This is a genomic window from Sphingobium indicum B90A, from assembly GCF_000264945.2.
GTDB lineage: Bacteria > Pseudomonadota > Alphaproteobacteria > Sphingomonadales > Sphingomonadaceae > Sphingobium > Sphingobium indicum.
Genome location: NZ_CP013070.1, coordinates 589,998 through 608,507, shown reverse-complemented (window position 1 = coordinate 608,507; position 18,510 = coordinate 589,998). Strand labels below are relative to the sequence as shown.

Sequence of the window (18,510 nt, the reverse complement as noted above, 5' to 3'; positions counted from 1 at the left end):
CATGGCGTTAGGGCGGAGAAACGTCGCCGTCAACGCGCCGATGCGTCATGCCGGCCAGCGGATGGCGGCTGTTGACCAGTTCGACCAGGCGGCGGCTGTCGACATGGGTGTAGATTTGCGTGGTGCCGATATCCGCATGGCCCAGCATCGATTGCAGGGCGCGCAGGTCCGCCCCGCCTTCCAGCAAATGGGTGGCGAAGGCGTGGCGCAGCACATGGGGACTGACCCGTTCGGGCGCGATTCCGGCGGCGGCGGCCAGCGCCTTCACCATCTGGTAGAGGCGGATGCGGCTGACATGGCTCTTGCCGGAGGGGAAGAGCCAAAGGCTGTCGGCGGGCACATGATGCAGCCAGGCAGCCACGGCGGCGCGAGCGCGGTCCGAAATCGGCACCAGCCGTTCGCGGGCGCCCTTGCCCTTCAGGATCAGGAAGGGCCGGTCGGACGCCAGCGCCCGGCGCGGTAGCGACACCAGTTCCGTCGCGCGCAGGCCGGAACCGTAGAGCAACTCGATCAGCGCCGACAGGCGCAGGTCGAGCGGCGCGGGATGTTCGACGGCCAGCTTGCCCGCGATCAGCGCGAACAGCGAATCGACCTCCTGCGTGGAGAGGATCTTGGGCAGGGAGCGGCGCGTCACCGGGCGCGGCAGGGCGGACGAGGGATTGTCGGCCCGCAGCCCCTCCTCCTCCAGAAAGGCGTAGAAGGCGCGCAGGGCGGAGGATTTGCGCGCCACCGAGGATGCGGCCAGTTCCGCCCAGGCCGTCGTCAACTCGGCCAGGCCGTCCCTGGTCGCGCCGGAGAGGCCGCCGACAATCTCCCCCGCCCCGGTCAGGTCGGCGCGATAGGCCAGCAGCGTGTTGCGGGACGCGCCCCGTTCGGCCGCCATCATCTCCAGAAAACGGTCGATAAGGGCGGCGTCGTCGCCCATCAGAGCCGCGTCATCGCCTCCGCCGCGATCATCCGCGCCTCCGGATCGAGGCCGACGCGGTGCAGCGCCGCGACGATATGATAGAGGTGGAAGGCGGGCAGGCGGTTCCAGTCGGCGGTCTGCATGCCGACCGCCGCCAGAAGGGCCACGCTGCCCTTTTCGCCCCGGCCCGCCGCCGCGTCGATGGCGCGGGACCAGCGGCTGGCGGCCCCCAGGTCGAAGCCATGATCCTGCGCCAGCGACGCGCCGTCCTGCGCATCGATGCGGGAAAGGCCCGCCAGCGCGGCGATCAGCATCTGCGTCTTGCGCGGGTCGGCATCCCTGGCGAAGGAGGAGACCCGGCCCGAACCGATCTCCACGACCGCGCTGGGCGCGCCGACCGCCAGCAAGGCCCAAAGGTCCGCCGCGCCGTCCCCATCCGCCTGCGCCGCAAGGCGCGACCATTGCGCCGCGCTGCGGTCATAACCCGCGGTGAACATGGCCGCGACCAGATTGGCCGCATCGCGCGCGCTGAGCTGCGAAACCGGCAGAGCCGCCGCAGCCCGCGCCGTCGCGATCAAGCCGACGAAATCCGGCCGCGCCTCATTCTGCCAGAGCGTCCGCATCGCCTGGAGCCGCTCGTCCGTCCCCGTCCCCGCATAGGCGGTGCGCAGCGCATCCACCCGGTCGGCCGCATTGGCGGGCAGGTCGCCGTCGGACTGCAACTGGCTGTAGAAACCGACCAGCGCCCTTGAGGAAAAGACGCCGAGCCGAGCCGCCACTTCGGCGCCCGGCAGGCGACGAACCGCCGACAGGGCAGGCGCGCGCGCTTCCCAGGCGCGGACATGCGGGCCGACCGTGGCATAGAGATCGTCCGGAATCTCGACATTGAGCGCCGTCGCCAGGCCGAAGCGCCAGGCCGTCAGCCGGTCCACCGCGTCCCACTCGATCTTGACCGAGCGGCGGGCGTTGAAGCCGGTGCCGACCACCTTTTCCGCCAGGCGATAGTCGATGCCGCGCACCACGCCGCGCCGCTGCGCCTGGTTGAGCGCGCCGCTGGCCGAACCCTGATCCCCCGAAAGCGCCGGGCAGATGGCCCGCGTCATGTCCCAACCCGGCTCCTTGCTGAACCGCAGCGCGCCCGCAGACAGCGGACACAGGCCCGCCGGATCGGCCGTCGCCAGATAGGTCTGCATGGCGATGGCATAGAGGCGCGGGGTGAAACGGTCGGAATCGACGCTCTGCACCAGCAGGCGGGCGCTGTCCGCCTCCCCCATGCGCAGCAGCAGCCAGGCGCGTTCGGCGACCCAGTCGGCGCCGTCGATGTCGCGGGGCGTATCGGTCGCGGACAGCAGCGCCCGGCGCAGCAGGATCGACGCCCAGCGCGAGGTGATCGGCGCCCGCGTCTCCTTCATCAGGGTGGCGAGGAACCGGCCCGATTGCGCGCCGAAGGCGTTGGGCGCCATGCCCTGCCGCTCCGGCGTCAGCGGCCCTATGCGGTCGAGCGAGCGGCGCGCATTTTCGGGCAGGTCATATTTCTGCTTTTCAGCGGCGAGTTCCTCCTCGCTCATCGCTTCCGCCGCATTGTCCCCCGCTTCTTCCGTGACGGAGAAGCTGGGCGGCAGGATCGGCGTCGCGGGCGCGGGGCCGACGGGCGGCGCAGGCGTGCCGGGGGCGGGACGCGGCGGCTGCGCGCCGGGTTGCGGCGCTTCGGGCGCATCGCCGAAGCCGGGCGGCAGGAGCGATTCGGGCGTTTCCTGCGCGACCACCGGCAGCGCCAGCGCGAGCGCGAGCGTGCCCAGCGCCCATTTCGCATTCACCCGCCGCCGCTGCATGCCCTTTACTGGCCCAGCTTTTCGGCGGGAATGACCTTTTCCACGCGGGCCTGCGGCTTTTCGCCGCCGCGCGACCAGAGCAGGGCGAGGATCGCGACCAGCACAGCGACCGCGATGATGGGAAGGATCGGCAGGGATGCCCTGCGGCGGCGCGAGCTGCCTTCAAAGCTGCTGTAGGAACGATTGCGCTTCATGAGTCCTGTTCTGGCCGGGCTGGGCATAAGGAAAGTTGCGATTTGCCTTGTCGGCGCGGGGATGTATAGCCCCGCTCGCCATGCAGCGAAACAGCAAATCCGCCGATGCGCGAGCGAAGCGCGGCCCCATCGTCCTGGTGGGCATGATGGGCGTGGGCAAATCGACCGTCGGACGGCGGCTGGCGGCGCGGCTGGACGTGGATTTCGTCGATGCGGACGAGGAGATCGAAAAAGCCGCGGGCATGACGATCAGCGAGATGTTCGAGCGCTATGGCGAGGCCTATTTCCGCGACGGTGAACGGCGCGTGATCGCCCGGCTGATGGACGGCGAGCCCAAGGTCATCGCCACCGGCGGCGGCGCCTTCATGCAGGAGGAGACGCGGGCGCTGATCCTGGATCATGCGCTGGCGATCTGGCTGAACGCCGACATCGACACGCTGGTCGACCGGGTGTCGCGCCGCGAGGGGCGGCCGCTGCTGAAGGGCAAGGATCCGCGCGCCGTGCTGACCGAACTGGCGGCGATCCGCAACCCGGTCTACGCGCTCTGCCCCATTCACGTGAAAAGCGCTGCCGCGCCGCATGACGTCGCGGTCGACAGCATCATGGAGCAGCTTTCCCAATGGCCATAGTCCGCGTCGCGCTGGATTCGCGCAGTTACGACATCGTGATCGAACAGGGCGTGCTGGACCGGGCGGGTTCCCATCTGGCGCCCCATGCGCGAAAAGGACGGCTGGTGGTCGTGACCGACCGGCATGTCGCCGCCGCGCAGCTTCCCCGGCTGGAGGCCAGCCTGCGCCGCGCGGGCGTGGCGGTGGAGCCGGTGATCCTGCCGCCGGGCGAGCAGACCAAGAGCTGGCGCCACCTGGAGGAACTGCTCGACGCGCTGCTGGCGCTGGAGATCGAGCGCGGCGACCATGTGGTGGCGCTGGGCGGCGGCGTGATCGGCGACCTGGTGGGCTTCGCCGCCTCGATCCTGAAGCGCGGCTGCCATTTCATCCAGGTGCCCACGACCCTGCTGGCGCAGGTGGACAGTTCCGTCGGCGGCAAGACCGCGATCAATAGCAAGGCGGGCAAGAATCTGGTCGGCAGCTTCTACCAGCCGTCGCTGGTGCTGATCGACCCCTCGACGCTCGACACGCTGCCGGCGCGAGAGACGCGGGCGGGCTATGCCGAGGTGGTGAAATATGGGTTGATCGATGACCCGGATTTCTTCGCCTGGTGCGAGGCGAAGGGGCACGACCTGCTGGCCGGCGACGTCCAGGCACGCGAATATGCCATCGAGCGCAGCGTGGCCGCCAAGGCGGCGATTGTCGCCGATGACGAGCGGGAAACCTCCGGACGGCGGGCCTTGCTGAACCTTGGCCATACTTTCGGCCATGCGCTGGAGGCCGACACCGGCTTTTCCGACCTTCTGCTCCATGGCGAAGGCGTCGCAGCGGGCATGGCTCTTGCCTTCCGCTATTCGGCGCGGCTCGGCCTGTGCCCGGCGGAGGATGCGGAGCGGGTGACGACGCATCTGAAGGCCGTCGGCCTGCCGCACGACCTTGCCGGCGCGCATGTGAAGGCGGACGGCGCAGCGCTGGTCGCGCACATGCTGCACGACAAGAAGATGGCGGCGGGCACCCTGCCCTTCCTGCTGGCGCGGGGAATCGGGCGGACCTTCCTGTCGAAGGATGTCGTGCTGGACGATGTCGCCGCATTTCTGGACGAGGACCGGGCGGCGGTTTGATGCCTGGGATGGCTGATGGGCGGTTAGCCGTCACTCCCCCTATTCGTCACCCCGGACTTGATCCGGGGTCCCGCTGCCTTTCCAAGCGTGCACCCGAAAGAAAGCGGGACCCCGGGTCAAGCCCGGGGTGACGGAAAACTGATGACGGGAATTGACCAATCCACTCCCCCACACAAACAAAAAGGGCGCCCCTAGAGGCGCCCTTTTCTGTCCTGCCTTTGGAAGGCCGATTACTTCTTCAGCGTCAGGCCGCCGAAGCGCTTGTTGAAGCGAGCCACCTGGCCGCCCTGCTCAAGCTGGCGGGTGCCGCCGGTCCAGGCCGGGTGCGACTTGGGGTCGATGTCGAGCGCCAGCGTGTCGCCTTCCTTGCCCCAGGTGGAGCGGGTGCGGAACGTCGTGCCGTCGGTCATCTGGACGGTGATGAAGTGGTAATCGGGATGCGTATCGGCCTTCATGGGTCTGCTCCGTCTATGGGCCGGTTTCCGACCGGCCATGGATGCGTAAAACTAGCGAAGGCGCGCCGTTACATGGGAATGCGCGCAAAAGCAAGGGGTGGAGCGGCCTTTCCCGACCACAGCGATCCGTCGTCCCGCCTGCGCGGGAATGACGGGATATTCCGAGCGCCGCGGCGTCTCAATCCACCGGCGGGTCGGCGATCATCGCGACGAAGCTGGCCTCGGCGCAGAGCTTGCCCTCCACCATCGCCTTGCCCGTGAACTTGCAGACGCGGCCGCGAATCTGGACCAGGTCGACATGCAGATCGAGCAGGCAGCCCGGCTCCACCGGGTTGCGGAACTTCGCCCCATCGATGCTCATGAAATAGACGAGCTTGCCCGAACCGCGCAGGTCCATCGTCTCGACCGTCAGCACGCCGGCGGCCTGGGCCATCGCTTCCACGATCAGCACGCCGGGCATGATCGGCCGGCCGGGGAAATGCCCCTGGAAGAAACCCTCGTTGATCGAAACCGCCTTGACCGCGTGGATCGTGCTGTTCGGCACGAGCGAAATCACGCGGTCGACGAGCAGCATCGGATAACGGTGCGGCAGCGCCGCCATCACCCCACGAATATCGATGGGGCCGACGGCGGCGGCATTGTCAACCTGATCCGTCATCCGGCGATCAGCGCGAGGCCGGCTGCTGCGACGGATTGGCGGGCGCAGCGGCAGGGGCGGCAGCGCCCTGGCCCTGACGGCCCGGCTGCCAGCCGGCCGGCGGCGTGATGCCGACGCTGGGCACCAGCGCGTTGAGTTCGGCCACCACCGACTGGGTGATGTCGACGGTCGGCTGATAGGACACGGTCGCGTCGGGCGACAGGATCAGGTCGACCTTGGCCTTGGTCATGGCGGATTTCAGTGCGTCCGACAGCTTGGCCGAAATCTGCTCCTCGACATAGGCGTTGGCGAGCGCGATCGGCTGGCCCAGGCGCTGCAATTCGGCCTGGCCGTCCTGACCGGCCTTCTGATAGGCCTCATATTGCGTCTGGATCGCCGGGGTCGGCTTGCCGCCGGCGGCCTTCATCGCGGCTTCCAGGGCCGTGCCCTTGGCCTTGAGGTCGGCGTCGATGGCGTTCTTGCGCGCGGTGAAGCCGTCGATCTGCGCCTTGTAGGTGGTCTGGATCTGGGTGCGCGCGGTCGAATAGGCCGAGCTGGTGGCGACGGCGCGTTGCAGGTCGACGACGGCGATGCCGGTCTTCGACTGGGCTGCGGCCGGGACGCTGGTCAGCGCCATGGCGGTCATCGGCGCCAGAACCAGCGCGGCGGCCTTGAAAATGGTCTTCATCAGAATTGAGTCCCTACGTTGAAGCTGATTAGCTGAGTGTCGTCCCCTGGTTCCTTGAGCAGGGCCTTGGCGATGTCGATGCGGAACGGCCCGAAGGGCGAGTTCCAGTTGACGCCGAAGCCCACGGCGACGCGCGGTTTCAGCGTATCGCCCAGATATTCTTCCTCGAACGGCCCGATCAGGAGGGTCTGGCCGGTTCCGCATGTGCCCGGAGTACCCGCTTCGCTGCGCGAGCCGGTCGTGTTGTCGGCGCAGATGCCGTTCGAATCCGTCGTGCGGGGATTGCGCAATCCCGCGACCGCGCCGACGTCGGCGAAGATCGACGGGCGCAGGCCCATTTCGCGAGCGCCCGATCCCAGCGGAATTTCCATTTCCGCCCGCGCCAGATAATAGGCCTTGCCGCCCAGCGCGTCGTCGGAAACATTATTGTTCCCCTCGCCCCGAACATAGGTGATGCTGCCGTCCGGGTTGGTTTGCGACTGCAGGTAATAGCGCTTCACGCGAGGCCCGATGCCGCGAATGTCGAAACCGCGAATCTGCGGATTGCCCAGGAAGAATCGGTCGGTCAGGCGAACCTTGTCGACCAGTTCGTTCGAAGCGTCGCGACGGTCGCCCTCAAGGCTGTGGATATAGCCGCCCTCCGCCGAGACGGAGAAGATGAACCCGCCGCCGACCGGCCAATATTTGGAGCCGTTCAACCGCGTGCGCACATATTTGACGCTGCCGCCCAGACCGGCGAAGTCCTGGCTCAGAACCACATTATGGCCCCGCGTCGGGCGAATGCGGTTGTCGCGGGTATCGTAGATCAGCGAATAGCCAAGGGACGACGTCGTCCGCTTGCCGATGGCGTCGCAAAGATAGCGGCCGGCGAGCAGCGGATCGCACTGAAGCCCCAGCGGACCCGCGCCGTCGGGATCGGAGTAGTAACTGTCCTTGTCGAGCGTAACGTCGTCCAGGTTCAGCGTGTAGCGCAGCGCCAGCGACATATATTCCGTGATCGGCACGCCAGCGCGAAGCTGGAAGCCGGTCGTCGTCTGCTCATAGGTGGTGTCGCGGTCGTTATTGTTCAGATAACGGAAGCTGTTGAGGTCGCGGCGGTAGATGTCGCCGCCCAGCGCGATGTTCCTGTCCATGAAATAAGGCTCGGTGAAGCCCACTTCCACCGACTTGGAATAAGCCGAATAGTTGACGCTGGTGCGCAGTTCCTGCCCCTTGCCGCGGAAGTTGCGCTGGGTGATCGACGCCGATACTATGAAGCGCTCCAGCGAGGAGAAACCGGCCGACAGCGACAGTTCGCCGGTCGATTTTTCCTGCACATTGGTTTCCAGGACGATGCGGTCGGGCGCGGAGCCGGGCTTCTGCTCGATGTCCAGCTTTTCCTGGAAGAAGCCGAGCGAATTGATGCGGTCCTTCGACCGCTTGACGAGGAAGCTGTTGAAGGCGTCGCCCTCCGCCAGGCGGAATTCGCGGCGCACGACCTTGTCCTGGGTCAGCGTGTTGCCGTTGATGTCGACCCGCTCGACATAGACGCGGGGCGCGTTGGCGATGCGGAAATCGATCCCCATCGTCAGCGTGTCCTTGTCGCGCTGGAAGTCCGGCTGGACGTCCGCGAAGGCGTAGCCGAACAGGCCCGCCGTCTCGCTCAGCGTGTCGACCGTATCCTCGACCTGCTTGGCGTTGTACCAGTCGCCCTTCTTCATCGGCAGCATCCTGGTCAGCGAATCGCCGGACAGGTCGCGAATGTCGCTGTTGACCTTCACGTCGCCGAATTTGTAGCGCTGCCCTTCCTCCACCACATAGGTGATGATGAAGTCCTGCTTGTCCGGGGTCAGTTCCGCCACGGCGGAGATCACGCGGAAATCGGCATAGCCTTCGGTCAGGTAGAATTGGCGCAGCTTCTGCTGGTCATAGGCCAGCCGGTCGGGATCGTAGCTGGTGCCGGAGGAGAAGATGCGGAACCAGCGCGACTGCTTCGTCACCATCTGGCTGCGCAGTTCGCCGTCCTTGAACTTCTCATTGCCGATGATGTTGATCTGGCGGACCTTGGATTTCGGCCCTTCGGAGATTTCGAAGACGATGTCGACGCGGTTCTGGTCGAGCTGCACCATCTTCGGTTCGACCGTGGCGGCGAAGCGGCCCTGGCGGCGATAGAGTTCGATGATGCGGGCGACGTCGGCGCGCACCTTCGACCGGGTATAGATCTGGCGCGGAGCCAGTTTTATTTCGGGACGTATCTTGTCTTCCTTGAGGCGCTTGTTACCTTCAAGGACGATGCGGTTGATGACCGGGTTTTCCTTCACCTCGACGGTCAGCGCGCCATTGTCGTTGCGGATCTGGACGTCGGCGAACAGTTCCGTCTCGTAAAGGTCGCGCAGCGCCTGGTCGAGCGATTCCTGGGTGAAGGACTGGCCGATCCGCAGCTTGGTGTAGGACAGCACCGTGTCGGGTTCCAGCCGCTGCTGGCCGGTGACGGAGATGGCGCGGATCGTGCCCGCGGGCGCGACGGCGGGAACAGGCGCGGGCGCGGCAGCCGGCGGGGCATTTTGCGCCATCGCAGGCACGGCAGACATGCCCGCGATCATCGTGGTCGCCAACAGGGCCACGACGACCGGGCGCTGCCTGTTGCTGCTCATCATCGCTGTCACCCGCTCCACCTTCTACAAAAAAGCAACATATCGTTCACGTCGGGAAAAAAGGCGTGAAATCGCGTCCTCCTGCCCGATACGGCTCAGCCGATCAAGCCGGACAGACGATCCCAGAGACCGAAAGAGGATAAATCGTTGAACGTTACCAGCACCATCATCGCCAGCAGGACCGCCAGTCCCGACCGATAGGCCCATTCCTGCACCTGCGGGCTGACCGGCCGCCGCTGTATCGCCTCCACCCCGTAGAACAGCAAATGGCCGCCATCCAGCATGGGGATTGGCAAGAGGTTGATGAACCCCAAGTTAATCGAGATGAGCGCCATGAAGAAGACGAAGCTTTCCACGCCCAGCGTCGCCGCCTGACCCGAAACCTCCGCGATCTTGAGCGGCCCGCCCAGTTCCTTGACCGACCGGCCGCCGCCGACGATCTGGCCCAGCGTCTCCACCATGGTGCGGATGATCTGGCCGGTGCGTTCGACCGCGACGACCGGCGCGCGCGCCAGGCTGACCGGCTCGATCACCGGCTCGCCCGGCGCGATGCCCAGCCGTCCGATGCGGAATTTGTTGCCAAAGCCGTCATCTTCCTCGACCGCGCCGACCCTGCCCTGTTTTTCGAACAGCCTGCCCTGCCGGTCGATCAGGATGGTGACGGGTTCGCCGGGGCGGATCTGCGCGAACAGGCGGATATCGTCGAAGGTCGACATCTCCCGCCCGTTGAGCGAGACGATGCGGTCCCCGGCGACGATCCCCGCAGCGGCGGCCGCGCTGCCCGGCTGCACCTGCCCGGCGACCGCGGGCGTGCGGCTCTCGCCATGGACGAAGGCGAAGGCGGCCAGGATCAGGATGGCGAAGAGGAAATTGATCGCGGGGCCAGCCGCGACGATGGCCGCCCGCTGCCACAAGGGCTTGGCCGGGAAGCTCTCGGCCCGTTCGGCGGCGGGCATTTCCAGCCAGCGCGGATCGGCCTGGCTCGCCGCGTTCATGTCGCCCTTGAACCGCACATAGCCGCCCAGCGGCAGCGCCCCCAGGCGCCAGCGCGTGCCGCGCCTGTCGGTCCAGGCGGCGATTTCCGGGCCGAATCCGATGGAAAAGGCTTCCGCCTTCACGCCGCACCAGCGGCCCACCAGATAATGGCCCAGCTCATGCACGAAGACGAGCGGTCCGATGACCGCCACGAATGCGACTACGGTCAACAGGAAACCGGGATTCTGGATCAAGCGGTCAATCTTTCCATCACTTGTGCAGCCATATTACGCGCCTGCGCATCCGCTTCCAGCACATCGTCGATCCGGCGGGGCACAGGCGCGCTATAGCGGTTCAGGACATCCTCCACAATCATGGCGATATCAAGGAAGCCTATGGCCCCTTTCAGGAAGGCGGCGACGGCGACCTCATTGGCCGCGTTCAATATGGCCGGCGCGGCGCCCCCCGCCTCCGCCGCCTGCCGGGTCAGCCGCAGCGCGGGGAAGCGATCCTCATCCGGCGCCTCGAAGTCCAGGCGGCCGATCCGGGCGAGGTCCAGCGGCTGGCAGGGCGTGGCGATCCGGTCCGGCCAGGCCAGCGCATGGGCGATGGGAATGCGCATGTCGGGCGAACCGAGCTGCGCCAGCGTGGATCGGTCGCGATATTCGACCATGGAATGGATGACGGATTGCGGATGGACGAGTATCTCGATCCGGTCCAGCCCGACCGGGAAGAGGTGCGCCGCCTCGATCAGTTCCAGCCCCTTGTTCATCATCGTCGCGCTATCGACGCTGATCTTCGCGCCCATCGACCAGTTGGGATGGGCGACAGCCTGCGCGGGCGTGATGCCGCGCATCTCCTCCCGGCTGCGGGTGCGGAAGGGGCCGCCGCTGGCCGTCAGCGTGATCCTTGCCACATCCTCCAAGCGGCTGCCTGCAAGGCATTGGAATATGGCGTTATGCTCGCTGTCGACCGGCAGCAGCGTCGCGCCCGATGCGCCGACGGCGTCCATCATCAGCGCGCCCGCCGACACCAGCGATTCCTTGTTGGCCAGCGCCACCGTGCCGCCCGCCTTCAACGCCGCCATGGTCGGGCGCAGCCCGGCGCAACCGACGATGGCGGCCATGCTCCAGTCGGCGCCGGCGCCCGCCGCGTCGACCAGCGCTCCTTCGCCCGCCGCCGCCTCCGTCCCGGAACCGCGCAGCGCGTCCTTCAACACCTCATAATGCGCCTCGTCCCCGATCACCGCGACGGCGGCATTGCTCTGCCGGGCTGCGGCGGCCAGGCCCGCCACATCGCTGTGCGCGGTCAGGGCGACGACCTGATAACTGTCCGGATCGCGCTGGATCAGGTCCAGCGTGGACATGCCGACCGATCCGGTCGCGCCGAAGATCGACACCTTCCTCATGGCAGTTGCACCAGGATCATGTAACAGACGGCTGCCAGCGGCGCGGCGGCGACCACGCCGTCCAGCCGGTCCATCACGCCGCCATGGCCGGGCAGCAGCGTCCCGCTGTCCTTGACGCCTGCCCGGCGCTTCATCCAGCTTTCCAGCAGGTCGCCCAATTGCGCCGCCACCGCCAGCAGGCCGCTCGCCGCCGCGAGCTGAACCGGCAGGTCGGCGAACCGATGGAGCAGGAAACCCACCGTCAGCGCCGCCAGCACGCCGCCGCCCAGGCCCGCCCAGGTCTTGGACGGGCTGACGCGCGGCGCCAGCTTCGGCCCGCCGATCGACCGGCCGGCGAAATAAGCGCCGATGTCCGTCGCCCAGACAAGGCCCAGCGCCCACAGGGTCAGCAGCAGCCCCTGAAGATTGGGCGCCTGCTCGCGCAGGAACAGCAGCGCCATCACCGGCACGACGATATAGGGAACGCCCAGCGCCAGCCTGATCGACCGACCGACCAGCGCGACGAAGAAGAAGGCCGCCGCCATCAGCGTGAAGGCAAGCCAGGACACGCCGGCCGCCACGGGGCAAAGGATCGCCAGCGGCACCGAGACGGCGAACATCGCCAGCCTGCGGTTCTCCGGCGTGGCTCCGGTCAGGTCGCCCCATTCCCCCTGCATCAGCACGCCCGCCACGGACAGCAGCATCCAGAACAGGAAACCGCCCGAAAACAGGGCTGCCAACGCTACGAGGATGAGCACGACGCCGACGATCGCGCGGGTGCGAAGCTCGCTCGACATGCCGGTCACAGCCCGCCGAAACGGCGGTCCCTCAGGCGGAAGGCGTCCAATGCGGCGGCCAGCGCCCGCCCATCGAAATCCGGCCACAGAATGTCCGTGAAGTAAAGCTCCGCATAGGCGGCCTGCCACAGCATGAAGTTGCTGAGCCGCTGTTCCCCCGACGTCCGGATCATCAGGTCCAGCGGCGGCAGGTCGGCGGTGTAGAGCGCCGCATCGACATCGGCGATGCCGATCTCCTCCGCCGCGATCTCGCCGGCGGCCACGCGGCGCGCCAGCGTCTGCGCCATGCGCACCAGCTCGTCCTGCGCGCCATAGTTCAGCGCTATGGCAAGGATCGGCCCGCTGTTCCCGGCAGTCCGCGCCACCGCATTGTCGATCAGATCGACGAGCGAAGGGTCGAGCGCCCGATAATTGCCGATGATGCGCAGCCGCACGCAATTGGCATGGAATTCATCGAGGTCGGACTGGATGAAATGGCGCAAAAGGCCCATCAGGTCCGTGACCTCGCTGGCCGGACGTTTCCAGTTTTCCGAGGAAAAGGCGTAGAGCGTCAGGCATTCCAGGCCCAGCTCCCGCGCGGCGCGGGCGACGCGGCGCACCGCCTCCACCCCGGCGCGATGCCCGGCGATGCGCGGCAGGAAGCGCTTTTTCGCCCAGCGTCCATTGCCGTCCATGATAATAGCAACATGACGAGCGCCATGGTCCGGCGCGCCGCTGGTCAGATCGGGTTTGGCTTGGGTGGCCATCAGACAGGAATGCGTGCTTTGGCCGCGAAAGGAAAGCCCCGGATCACTGACCGAGAATTTCCTTCTCCTTCGCCGCAGTCGCCGCGTCGATGTCCGCTATGGTGCTGTCGGTCAGCTTCTGAACCTCGGTTTCCTTGCGCTTGCGCTCGTCCTCGCTGATCTCGCCCTTCTTCTCGTCGGTCTTCAGGCTGTCCATGCCGTCGCGGCGGACATTGCGGACGGCGATGCGGGCGCCCTCCGCATATTTGCTGGCGAGCTTGGCCAGTTCCTTGCGGCGTTCCTCCGTCAGGTCGGGGATAGGCAGGCGCAGCGTCTGGCCGTCGACAATGGGGTTGAGGCCCAGGCCCGCCGAACGGATCGCCTTGTCCACCGGACCGACATTGCTCTTGTCCCACACCTGCACGGAAAGCATGCGCGGTTCGGGCGCGGAAACGGTCGCGACCTGATTGAGCGGCATATGCGCGCCATAAACCTCGACCGTCACCGGATCGAGAAGCTGGATATTCGCCCGGCCGGTGCGCAGGCCCGACAGATCGCCCTTCAGCGATTCGACGGCGCCCGCCATGCGGCGTTCGAGGTCGGCCTTGTCATATTGAGCCATTTTCTTTCAGCGCTCCTGATTTTGCACGATCGTCGCCACACCGTCGCCCGCCAGCACCTTCGCCAGATTGCCGGTTTCGCGGATGTTGAACACGACGATGGGAATATTGTTTTCGCGGCAAAGGGCAATGGCGCTTGCGTCCATGACCTTCAGATTGTCGTTCAGCACGCGGTCGAAGCTGATCTCCTCATAGCGGGCCGCGTCCGGCACCTGCTTGGGATCGGCATTGTAGATGCCGTCGACGCTGGTGCCCTTGAACAGCGCGTCGCAGTTCATTTCGGCCGCCCGCAGCGCCGCCGTGGTGTCGGTAGTGAAGAAGGGGCTGCCGGTGCCCGCCGCGAAGATGACGATCCGGCCCTTTTCCATGTGCCGCACCGCCTTGCGCCGGATATAGGGTTCGCAGACGGAGGCCATGGGGATGGCGGACTGGACGCGGGTGTCGTAGCCCAGCTTTTCCAGCGCATTCTGCACCGCCAGCGCGTTCATGACGGTGGCGAGCATGCCCATATAGTCGGCGCTCGCCCGGTCGAAGCCCTTGGCGGCGCCCGCCAGGCCCCGGAAGATATTGCCGCCGCCAACGACGACGCACAGTTCGAAGCCTGCATCCTTGGCGGCCGCGATCTCGCCCGCGACGCGGTTCACCGTCTCCGGCTCTATGCCGAACTGCCCCTGCCCCATCAGCACTTCGCCCGAAAGTTTCAGCAGGATGCGCTTGAAGGCTGGGCGAGACATGCGGGGCAATATTCCTTTTATATTCGGGCAAGGAAATGGCGCGCACCTTAAGCAGCGCGCGCCATTATGGGAAGCGGGGTTTTAAGTCCCGAACTTCCTTAGCGTTCGCTTCCGGCTTGTCGAGCGGCCTCAGCCTCCCGACACCGCCCGAAGCGAACCGTCTATCGGATCAGACGCCCGCGGCCGCGGCCACTTCGGCGGCGAAGTCGCTCGTTTCCTTCTCGATGCCTTCGCCGAGCTGGAAGCGGACATAGTTTTTCAGCGTGATCGACGCGCCGGCTTCCTTCGCCGCCTTGGCGACGACATCGGCGACCGGGGTCTTGTTGTCCATCACGAAAAGCTGGCTGAGCAGGGCCTGCTCCTTGGCGAACTTGGCGACCGCGCCGTCGACCATCTTGGCGACGATCTCGGCGGGCTTGCCCGATTCGGCGGCCTTTTCGGCGGCGATGGCGCGCTCGCGCTCCAGCAGGGCGGGATCGATGTCGGCGGCCGACAGGGCCAGCGGGAAGGCGGCGGCGATGTGCATCGCGATCTGCTTGCCCAGCGGCTCCAGAACGTCAGCCGGGGCATCGCCCTCCAGCGCGACCAGAACGCCGATCTTGCCCAGGCCCGGAGCGGCGGCGTTGTGGACATAGGGAACGACCACGCCCTGGCTCACCTCGACCTGGCCGACGCGGCGCAGGGTCTGGTTCTCGCCGATGGTGGCGATGTTGGCGACCAGCTTTTCAGCGACGGTGCCGCCCGACGGATAGGCGGCGTTCGACAGCGCTTCGGCATCGGCCACGCCCTGTTCCAGCGCGATGGCCGACACGGTGCGGACGAAATCCTGGAACTGGTCGTTCTTGGCGACGAAGTCGGTTTCGCTGTTCACTTCGACGGCGACGCCCTTGGTCCCGGCGACGGCCACGCCGACCAGGCCTTCGGCGGCGGTGCGGCTGGACTTCTTCTGCGCGGCGGCCAGGCCCTTGGCGCGCAGCCAGTCGGTCGCGGCCTCGATATCGCCATTGGCTTCGGTGAGCGCCTTCTTGCAGTCCATCATGCCCGCGCCCGAACGGTCGCGCAGTTCCTTGACGGCGGCAGCGGTAATTTCGGCCATGTTTCGGCTCCTAAATGTTTCGGATGGTTCAAATATGCGGGAGGGCGCATCTCCGGAAGAGTGCGCCCTACGCCGTCAATCTTTCAGTTCGAAGTCTCCGTTTCCCGTCTCCGTCCGCCCTGGGGCCGCGCCTCTTCAAATGAAGAAGAGGGCTTCGACAGGCTCAGCCCGAACGGGAAAGGAAATATCAGGCTTCGACAACGACCTCTTCAGCGGCGGGCTCGTCCAGAGCGCCGAGGTCGACGCCCGAAGCCTGCTGCGCGCCGCGGTTGCCCTTGGTGGCGGCGGCGGCGATGGCGTCGCAATAGAGGCGGATGGCGCGGCTGGCGTCATCGTTCGCCGGAACCGGGAAGGCGATGCCGTCGGGCGAGACGTTCGAATCGAGGATCGCGACGACCGGGATGCCCAGCGTGTTGGCTTCCTTGATCGCCAGTTCTTCCTTGTTGGCGTCGATCACGAACATGACGTCGGGAATGCCGTTCATGTCGCGGATACCGCCCAGCGACAGTTCCAGCTTCTCGCGCTCGCGAGTCATCTGGAGCACTTCCTTCTTGGTGAAGCCGTGGGTGTCGCCCGACAGCTTCTCTTCCAGGGTCTTCAGACGCTTGATCGAACCGGAAATGGTCTTCCAGTTGGTGAGCATGCCGCCCAGCCAGCGATGGTTGACGAAATGCTGGCCCGACTTGCGGGCGGCTTCGGCGATGGGATCCTGCGCCTGGCGCTTGGTGCCGACGAACAGCACCTTGCCGCCGGCGGCGACGGTCGCGGAAACGAAGTCCAGCGCGCGGCCGAAGAGCGGCACGGTCTGCGACAGGTCGAGGATGTGGATGCCGTTGCGCTCGCCGAAGATGTACGGCTTCATGCGCGGGTTCCAGCGGTGGGTCTGGTGGCCGAAATGGGCGCCGGCCTCGATCAATTGGTGCATGGTGACGACAGGAGCCGCCATAATATTTCTCCTTCCGGTTTGACCTCTGGGAATCAGGAACTGGGCGTCGCGCCGCAGCACCGGATATGTCGATTCCCATGTGGAATGGGCGCGCCTTTAGCGGGCCGGGAGAAGCAATGCAAGGGCTTGACTTGCCGTTCCGGATGGAACATAAGGAGAACATCGGGAACAAACAGCGGATTTACGCGGTTTGCGCTGGGTATAGTGAGCCATGCCGTGAAAATGGCAAGACAGAAAGTGATCTGCTTATGTTCGCACTGGTCGCAGCATTTGTTTTCATCGGATCGTTCCTGCTGGCGGCGGGAACCATCGTCGGCATGCTGATGCTCTATCATGACAAGATGGTCGCGGCGCTGACGTTCGAACCCATCCCGCGGGAGGTGCCGGTCTATCGCCTGCGGATCAGCCGCCGGCGCGCCGCCCCTTCGACCCGGCGGGCTGTTCCGGTGCTGGCCGCCGCCCTTGCCGCCTGAAGATCAGGCCGTCTCCTCGCCCGCCCGCTGCCGCCGCACCCTGGCGTAGGAGAGCATGCCGAAGGGGATGAGGGCGAGGTAGAAGGCGCACAGGGCCAGCAGCGTCAGCCAGGGATCGGTGATCAGCAGCGCGGCCAGCAATCCGGCGAGGGCAATCGCCTCCAGCCTGATGCGCTTGCGCAGGCGCAGCGCCGACCAGCTATAGGTCGCGATGTTGGAGATCATCAGGAAGGCGGTGAAGCCGGCCCAGGGCGCCACCACATACCATGCGCGGAACAGCGGCTCGCCCGTCACCAGCCAGAGATAGAGCGGCACGAAGGCCAGCCCGGCCCCGGCGGGCGCGGGAACGCCGGTCAGGAAACCGGCCGATTTGTGCGGCTGCACGTCCGCATCGATATTGGCGTTGAACCGCGCCAGCCGCAGCGCGCAGGACAGCGCATGCGCCAGCGCAAAGATCCAGCCGAATTTCGGCATGGCGTGGAGCGACCAGAGATAGAGGACCAATGCGGGCGCCACGCCGAAAGCGATGGAGTCCGACAGCGAATCCAGTTCCGCGCCGAAGCGGCTCTCGCCCCGCAGCAGCCGGGCGATGCGGCCGTCCAGCCCGTCCAGCACTCCGGCAATCAGGATGGAGAGCACGGCCCTCTCCCACTCCCCTGAAATGCCGTAGCGCACGCCGGTCAGGCCGAAGCACAGCGCCATCGCCGTCACCGCGTTGGGCGCCACCATCCGCAGGGTGATCCCCCGGCGCAGGCCTCGCGGAATGGCGCGCCGCCGTCGCATTATTGCTGAATCCCCGAAATCACCCGCATGTCGCCTATCTGGCCCAGGATCGTCTCGCCCGCGACGGTGCGCTGGCCCAGCACGACGCGGGGCGCGGTTCCGGCGGGCAGATAGACGTCGACCCGGCTACCGAAGCGGATCAGGCCGATGCGCTGCCCGGCGGCGACCATGTCGCCCGGCTTCACGAAGGGCACGATCCGCCGCGCCACAAGGCCCGCGATCTGGGTGAAGCCGATGCGCACGCCATCATGCCGTTCGACCAGGATATGCTGCCGCTCATTATCCTCGCTCGCCTTGTCGAGGTCGGCGTTCAGGAACTTGCCGGAAATATAGACGACCGACTTCACCGTCCCGCCGATGGGCGTGCGGTTGATGTGCACGTCGAACACGCTCATGAATATCGACACCCGGATCATGGGCTGGTCGCCCAGGCCGTCCGGCCCCGCCATCTCGCGCGGCGGCGGCACCCGCTGGATCAGCGTCACCAGCCCGTCGGCGGGCGCGACGATGGCGCGCTCGTCCTGCGGCACGGCGCGGACCGGATCGCGGAAGAAGGCCAGCACCCAGATCGTCGCCATCACCATCAGCCAGCCGAGCACTTCCCAGCCGACCAGGAACAGCAGCGCGGTGATGGCCGCCGCGATCAGGCCGAATTTCACCCCCTCCGGATGCACCGAAGGGAAGCGCCATTTCACATTGCCGCCCAGCGCGACGGTCAGTTCGTCATTTTCCATGGCATCGTCTTTAGGCACAGTCGGTTGGAGTGACAACGTCCGATGCTGGCGGGAGGGTCATGAAATGATCCCGACCCAAGCGAGGGGGCATCCGGTCGAGACCTATAGTTGCTCCTGCTTCGCAAGAGCAGGGAAGTTGGGGCCAAGACTGCTCATTTCCGGTCG

Annotated in this window: 20 protein-coding genes; 3 read left to right on the top strand and 17 right to left on the bottom strand. The window is 66.4% G+C overall.

Going from position 1 to position 18,510, the window contains the following annotated elements:
- Positions 1-7 precede the first annotated feature (7 nt).
- The 3 genes from SIDU_RS03105 to SIDU_RS03095 are packed head-to-tail and all read right to left on the bottom strand — an operon-like array spanning position 8 to position 2,933.
- Positions 8-925, bottom strand: coding sequence for a tyrosine recombinase (locus SIDU_RS03105; RefSeq protein WP_007682789.1), 918 nt, complete (start codon positions 923-925; stop codon positions 8-10).
- A complete protein-coding gene (locus SIDU_RS03100) occupies positions 925-2,739 on the bottom strand; it encodes a hypothetical protein (RefSeq protein WP_073507116.1) in 1,815 nt (604 codons plus the stop codon). The genes SIDU_RS03105 and SIDU_RS03100 overlap by 1 nt, the downstream gene beginning before the upstream one ends.
- Before the next feature lie 5 nt (positions 2,740-2,744).
- The gene (locus SIDU_RS03095; protein ID WP_007687034.1) at positions 2,745-2,933 is read right to left on the bottom strand and encodes a hypothetical protein; all 189 of its coding nucleotides are present in this window, start codon (positions 2,931-2,933) and stop codon (positions 2,745-2,747) included.
- Between the two features lie 80 nt (positions 2,934-3,013).
- Here SIDU_RS03095 and SIDU_RS03090 point away from each other — a divergent pair, with 80 nt between their 5' ends.
- Together SIDU_RS03090 and aroB are read left to right on the top strand one after the other, a co-directional pair.
- Positions 3,014-3,562 (top strand): shikimate kinase, encoded by a 549-nt coding sequence (locus SIDU_RS03090; RefSeq protein WP_007687035.1) that lies wholly within the window; start codon positions 3,014-3,016, stop codon positions 3,560-3,562.
- Complete coding sequence (gene aroB / locus SIDU_RS03085) at positions 3,553-4,662, top strand: 3-dehydroquinate synthase (protein ID WP_007687038.1); 1,110 nt, start codon at positions 3,553-3,555, stop codon at positions 4,660-4,662. Before SIDU_RS03090 ends, aroB begins: the two co-directional genes overlap by 10 nt.
- Positions 4,663-4,892: 230 nt before the next feature.
- On the opposite strand, the gene rpmE is transcribed toward aroB, so the two are convergent.
- From rpmE to rpsB, 12 genes are all read right to left on the bottom strand, one after another.
- Positions 4,893-5,117, bottom strand: a complete 225-nt coding sequence (gene rpmE, locus SIDU_RS03080; RefSeq protein ID WP_007687040.1) for a 50S ribosomal protein L31 — start codon at positions 5,115-5,117, stop codon at positions 4,893-4,895.
- Between the two features lie 178 nt (positions 5,118-5,295).
- The gene (fabZ, locus tag SIDU_RS03075) at positions 5,296-5,775 is read right to left on the bottom strand and encodes a 3-hydroxyacyl-ACP dehydratase FabZ (protein WP_007687042.1); all 480 of its coding nucleotides are present in this window, start codon (positions 5,773-5,775) and stop codon (positions 5,296-5,298) included.
- 7 nt (positions 5,776-5,782) lie between these two features.
- Entirely contained in the window at positions 5,783-6,442 is a 660-nt protein-coding gene (locus SIDU_RS03070) for an OmpH/Skp family outer membrane protein (protein ID WP_007687044.1), read from the bottom strand.
- Complete coding sequence (gene bamA / locus SIDU_RS03065) at positions 6,442-9,078, bottom strand: outer membrane protein assembly factor BamA (RefSeq protein ID WP_007687045.1); 2,637 nt, start codon at positions 9,076-9,078, stop codon at positions 6,442-6,444. Before bamA ends, SIDU_RS03070 begins: the two co-directional genes overlap by 1 nt.
- Positions 9,079-9,170: 92 nt before the next feature.
- The gene (gene rseP, locus SIDU_RS03060; protein ID WP_007687047.1) at positions 9,171-10,304 is read right to left on the bottom strand and encodes an RIP metalloprotease RseP; all 1,134 of its coding nucleotides are present in this window, start codon (positions 10,302-10,304) and stop codon (positions 9,171-9,173) included.
- Entirely contained in the window at positions 10,301-11,458 is a 1,158-nt protein-coding gene (locus SIDU_RS03055) for a 1-deoxy-D-xylulose-5-phosphate reductoisomerase (protein ID WP_007687049.1), read from the bottom strand. Before SIDU_RS03055 ends, rseP begins: the two co-directional genes overlap by 4 nt.
- Positions 11,455-12,234: a phosphatidate cytidylyltransferase gene (locus tag SIDU_RS03050; RefSeq protein ID WP_025772648.1), complete on the bottom strand. Its 780-nt coding sequence runs from the start codon at positions 12,232-12,234 to the stop codon at positions 11,455-11,457. The genes SIDU_RS03055 and SIDU_RS03050 overlap by 4 nt, the downstream gene beginning before the upstream one ends.
- A 5-nt stretch (positions 12,235-12,239) precedes the next feature.
- A complete protein-coding gene (gene uppS, locus SIDU_RS03045; RefSeq protein ID WP_007684309.1) occupies positions 12,240-12,980 on the bottom strand; it encodes a polyprenyl diphosphate synthase in 741 nt (246 codons plus the stop codon).
- Positions 12,981-13,023: 43 nt separating this feature from the next.
- Complete coding sequence (gene frr / locus SIDU_RS03040) at positions 13,024-13,581, bottom strand: ribosome recycling factor (protein ID WP_007684308.1); 558 nt, start codon at positions 13,579-13,581, stop codon at positions 13,024-13,026.
- A gap of 6 nt (positions 13,582-13,587) precedes the next feature.
- Complete coding sequence (pyrH, locus tag SIDU_RS03035) at positions 13,588-14,313, bottom strand: UMP kinase (protein ID WP_007684307.1); 726 nt, start codon at positions 14,311-14,313, stop codon at positions 13,588-13,590.
- Between the two features lie 169 nt (positions 14,314-14,482).
- Positions 14,483-15,409: a translation elongation factor Ts gene (tsf, locus tag SIDU_RS03030; RefSeq protein WP_007684305.1), complete on the bottom strand. Its 927-nt coding sequence runs from the start codon at positions 15,407-15,409 to the stop codon at positions 14,483-14,485.
- A gap of 187 nt (positions 15,410-15,596) precedes the next feature.
- Positions 15,597-16,355: a 30S ribosomal protein S2 gene (rpsB, locus tag SIDU_RS03025; RefSeq protein ID WP_007684303.1), complete on the bottom strand. Its 759-nt coding sequence runs from the start codon at positions 16,353-16,355 to the stop codon at positions 15,597-15,599.
- Between the two features lie 248 nt (positions 16,356-16,603).
- Here rpsB and SIDU_RS03020 point away from each other — a divergent pair, with 248 nt between their 5' ends.
- Entirely contained in the window at positions 16,604-16,828 is a 225-nt protein-coding gene (locus SIDU_RS03020; protein WP_007684301.1) for a hypothetical protein, read from the top strand.
- Between the two features lie 3 nt (positions 16,829-16,831).
- Here the strand turns inward: SIDU_RS03020 and SIDU_RS03015 are convergent, their stop codons facing one another.
- Both SIDU_RS03015 and SIDU_RS03010 read right to left on the bottom strand, forming a co-directional pair.
- Entirely contained in the window at positions 16,832-17,611 is a 780-nt protein-coding gene (locus tag SIDU_RS03015; protein WP_007684299.1) for a CDP-alcohol phosphatidyltransferase family protein, read from the bottom strand.
- Positions 17,611-18,345 carry a phosphatidylserine decarboxylase gene (locus SIDU_RS03010; protein ID WP_007684297.1) on the bottom strand — a complete coding sequence of 245 codons (735 nt, stop codon included), beginning with the start codon at positions 18,343-18,345 and terminating at the stop codon, positions 17,611-17,613. The genes SIDU_RS03015 and SIDU_RS03010 overlap by 1 nt, the downstream gene beginning before the upstream one ends.
- Positions 18,346-18,510: the final 165 nt, after the last annotated feature.

What these genes read in the sequence shown, in the direction of transcription:
- SIDU_RS03105 (WP_007682789.1), bottom strand. Translation starts at nt 925, where the DNA reads ATGGGCGACGACGCCGCCCTTATCGACCGTTTTCTGGAGATGATGGCG.
- SIDU_RS03100 (WP_073507116.1), bottom strand. Translation starts at nt 2,739, where the DNA reads ATGCAGCGGCGGCGGGTGAATGCGAAATGGGCGCTGGGCACGCTCGCG.
- SIDU_RS03095 (WP_007687034.1), bottom strand. Translation starts at nt 2,933, where the DNA reads ATGAAGCGCAATCGTTCCTACAGCAGCTTTGAAGGCAGCTCGCGCCGC.
- SIDU_RS03090 (WP_007687035.1), top strand. Translation starts at nt 3,014, where the DNA reads ATGCAGCGAAACAGCAAATCCGCCGATGCGCGAGCGAAGCGCGGCCCC.
- aroB (WP_007687038.1), top strand. Translation starts at nt 3,553, where the DNA reads ATGGCCATAGTCCGCGTCGCGCTGGATTCGCGCAGTTACGACATCGTG.
- rpmE (WP_007687040.1), bottom strand. Translation starts at nt 5,117, where the DNA reads ATGAAGGCCGATACGCATCCCGATTACCACTTCATCACCGTCCAGATG.
- fabZ (WP_007687042.1), bottom strand. Translation starts at nt 5,775, where the DNA reads ATGACGGATCAGGTTGACAATGCCGCCGCCGTCGGCCCCATCGATATT.
- SIDU_RS03070 (WP_007687044.1), bottom strand. Translation starts at nt 6,442, where the DNA reads ATGAAGACCATTTTCAAGGCCGCCGCGCTGGTTCTGGCGCCGATGACC.
- bamA (WP_007687045.1), bottom strand. Translation starts at nt 9,078, where the DNA reads ATGATGAGCAGCAACAGGCAGCGCCCGGTCGTCGTGGCCCTGTTGGCG.
- SIDU_RS03055 (WP_007687049.1), bottom strand. Translation starts at nt 11,458, where the DNA reads ATGAGGAAGGTGTCGATCTTCGGCGCGACCGGATCGGTCGGCATGTCC.
- SIDU_RS03050 (WP_025772648.1), bottom strand. Translation starts at nt 12,234, where the DNA reads ATGTCGAGCGAGCTTCGCACCCGCGCGATCGTCGGCGTCGTGCTCATC.
- uppS (WP_007684309.1), bottom strand. Translation starts at nt 12,980, where the DNA reads ATGGCCACCCAAGCCAAACCCGATCTGACCAGCGGCGCGCCGGACCAT.
- frr (WP_007684308.1), bottom strand. Translation starts at nt 13,581, where the DNA reads ATGGCTCAATATGACAAGGCCGACCTCGAACGCCGCATGGCGGGCGCC.
- pyrH (WP_007684307.1), bottom strand. Translation starts at nt 14,313, where the DNA reads ATGTCTCGCCCAGCCTTCAAGCGCATCCTGCTGAAACTTTCGGGCGAA.
- tsf (WP_007684305.1), bottom strand. Translation starts at nt 15,409, where the DNA reads ATGGCCGAAATTACCGCTGCCGCCGTCAAGGAACTGCGCGACCGTTCG.
- rpsB (WP_007684303.1), bottom strand. Translation starts at nt 16,355, where the DNA reads ATGGCGGCTCCTGTCGTCACCATGCACCAATTGATCGAGGCCGGCGCC.
- SIDU_RS03020 (WP_007684301.1), top strand. Translation starts at nt 16,604, where the DNA reads ATGTTCGCACTGGTCGCAGCATTTGTTTTCATCGGATCGTTCCTGCTG.
- SIDU_RS03015 (WP_007684299.1), bottom strand. Translation starts at nt 17,611, where the DNA reads ATGCGACGGCGGCGCGCCATTCCGCGAGGCCTGCGCCGGGGGATCACC.
- SIDU_RS03010 (WP_007684297.1), bottom strand. Translation starts at nt 18,345, where the DNA reads ATGGAAAATGACGAACTGACCGTCGCGCTGGGCGGCAATGTGAAATGG.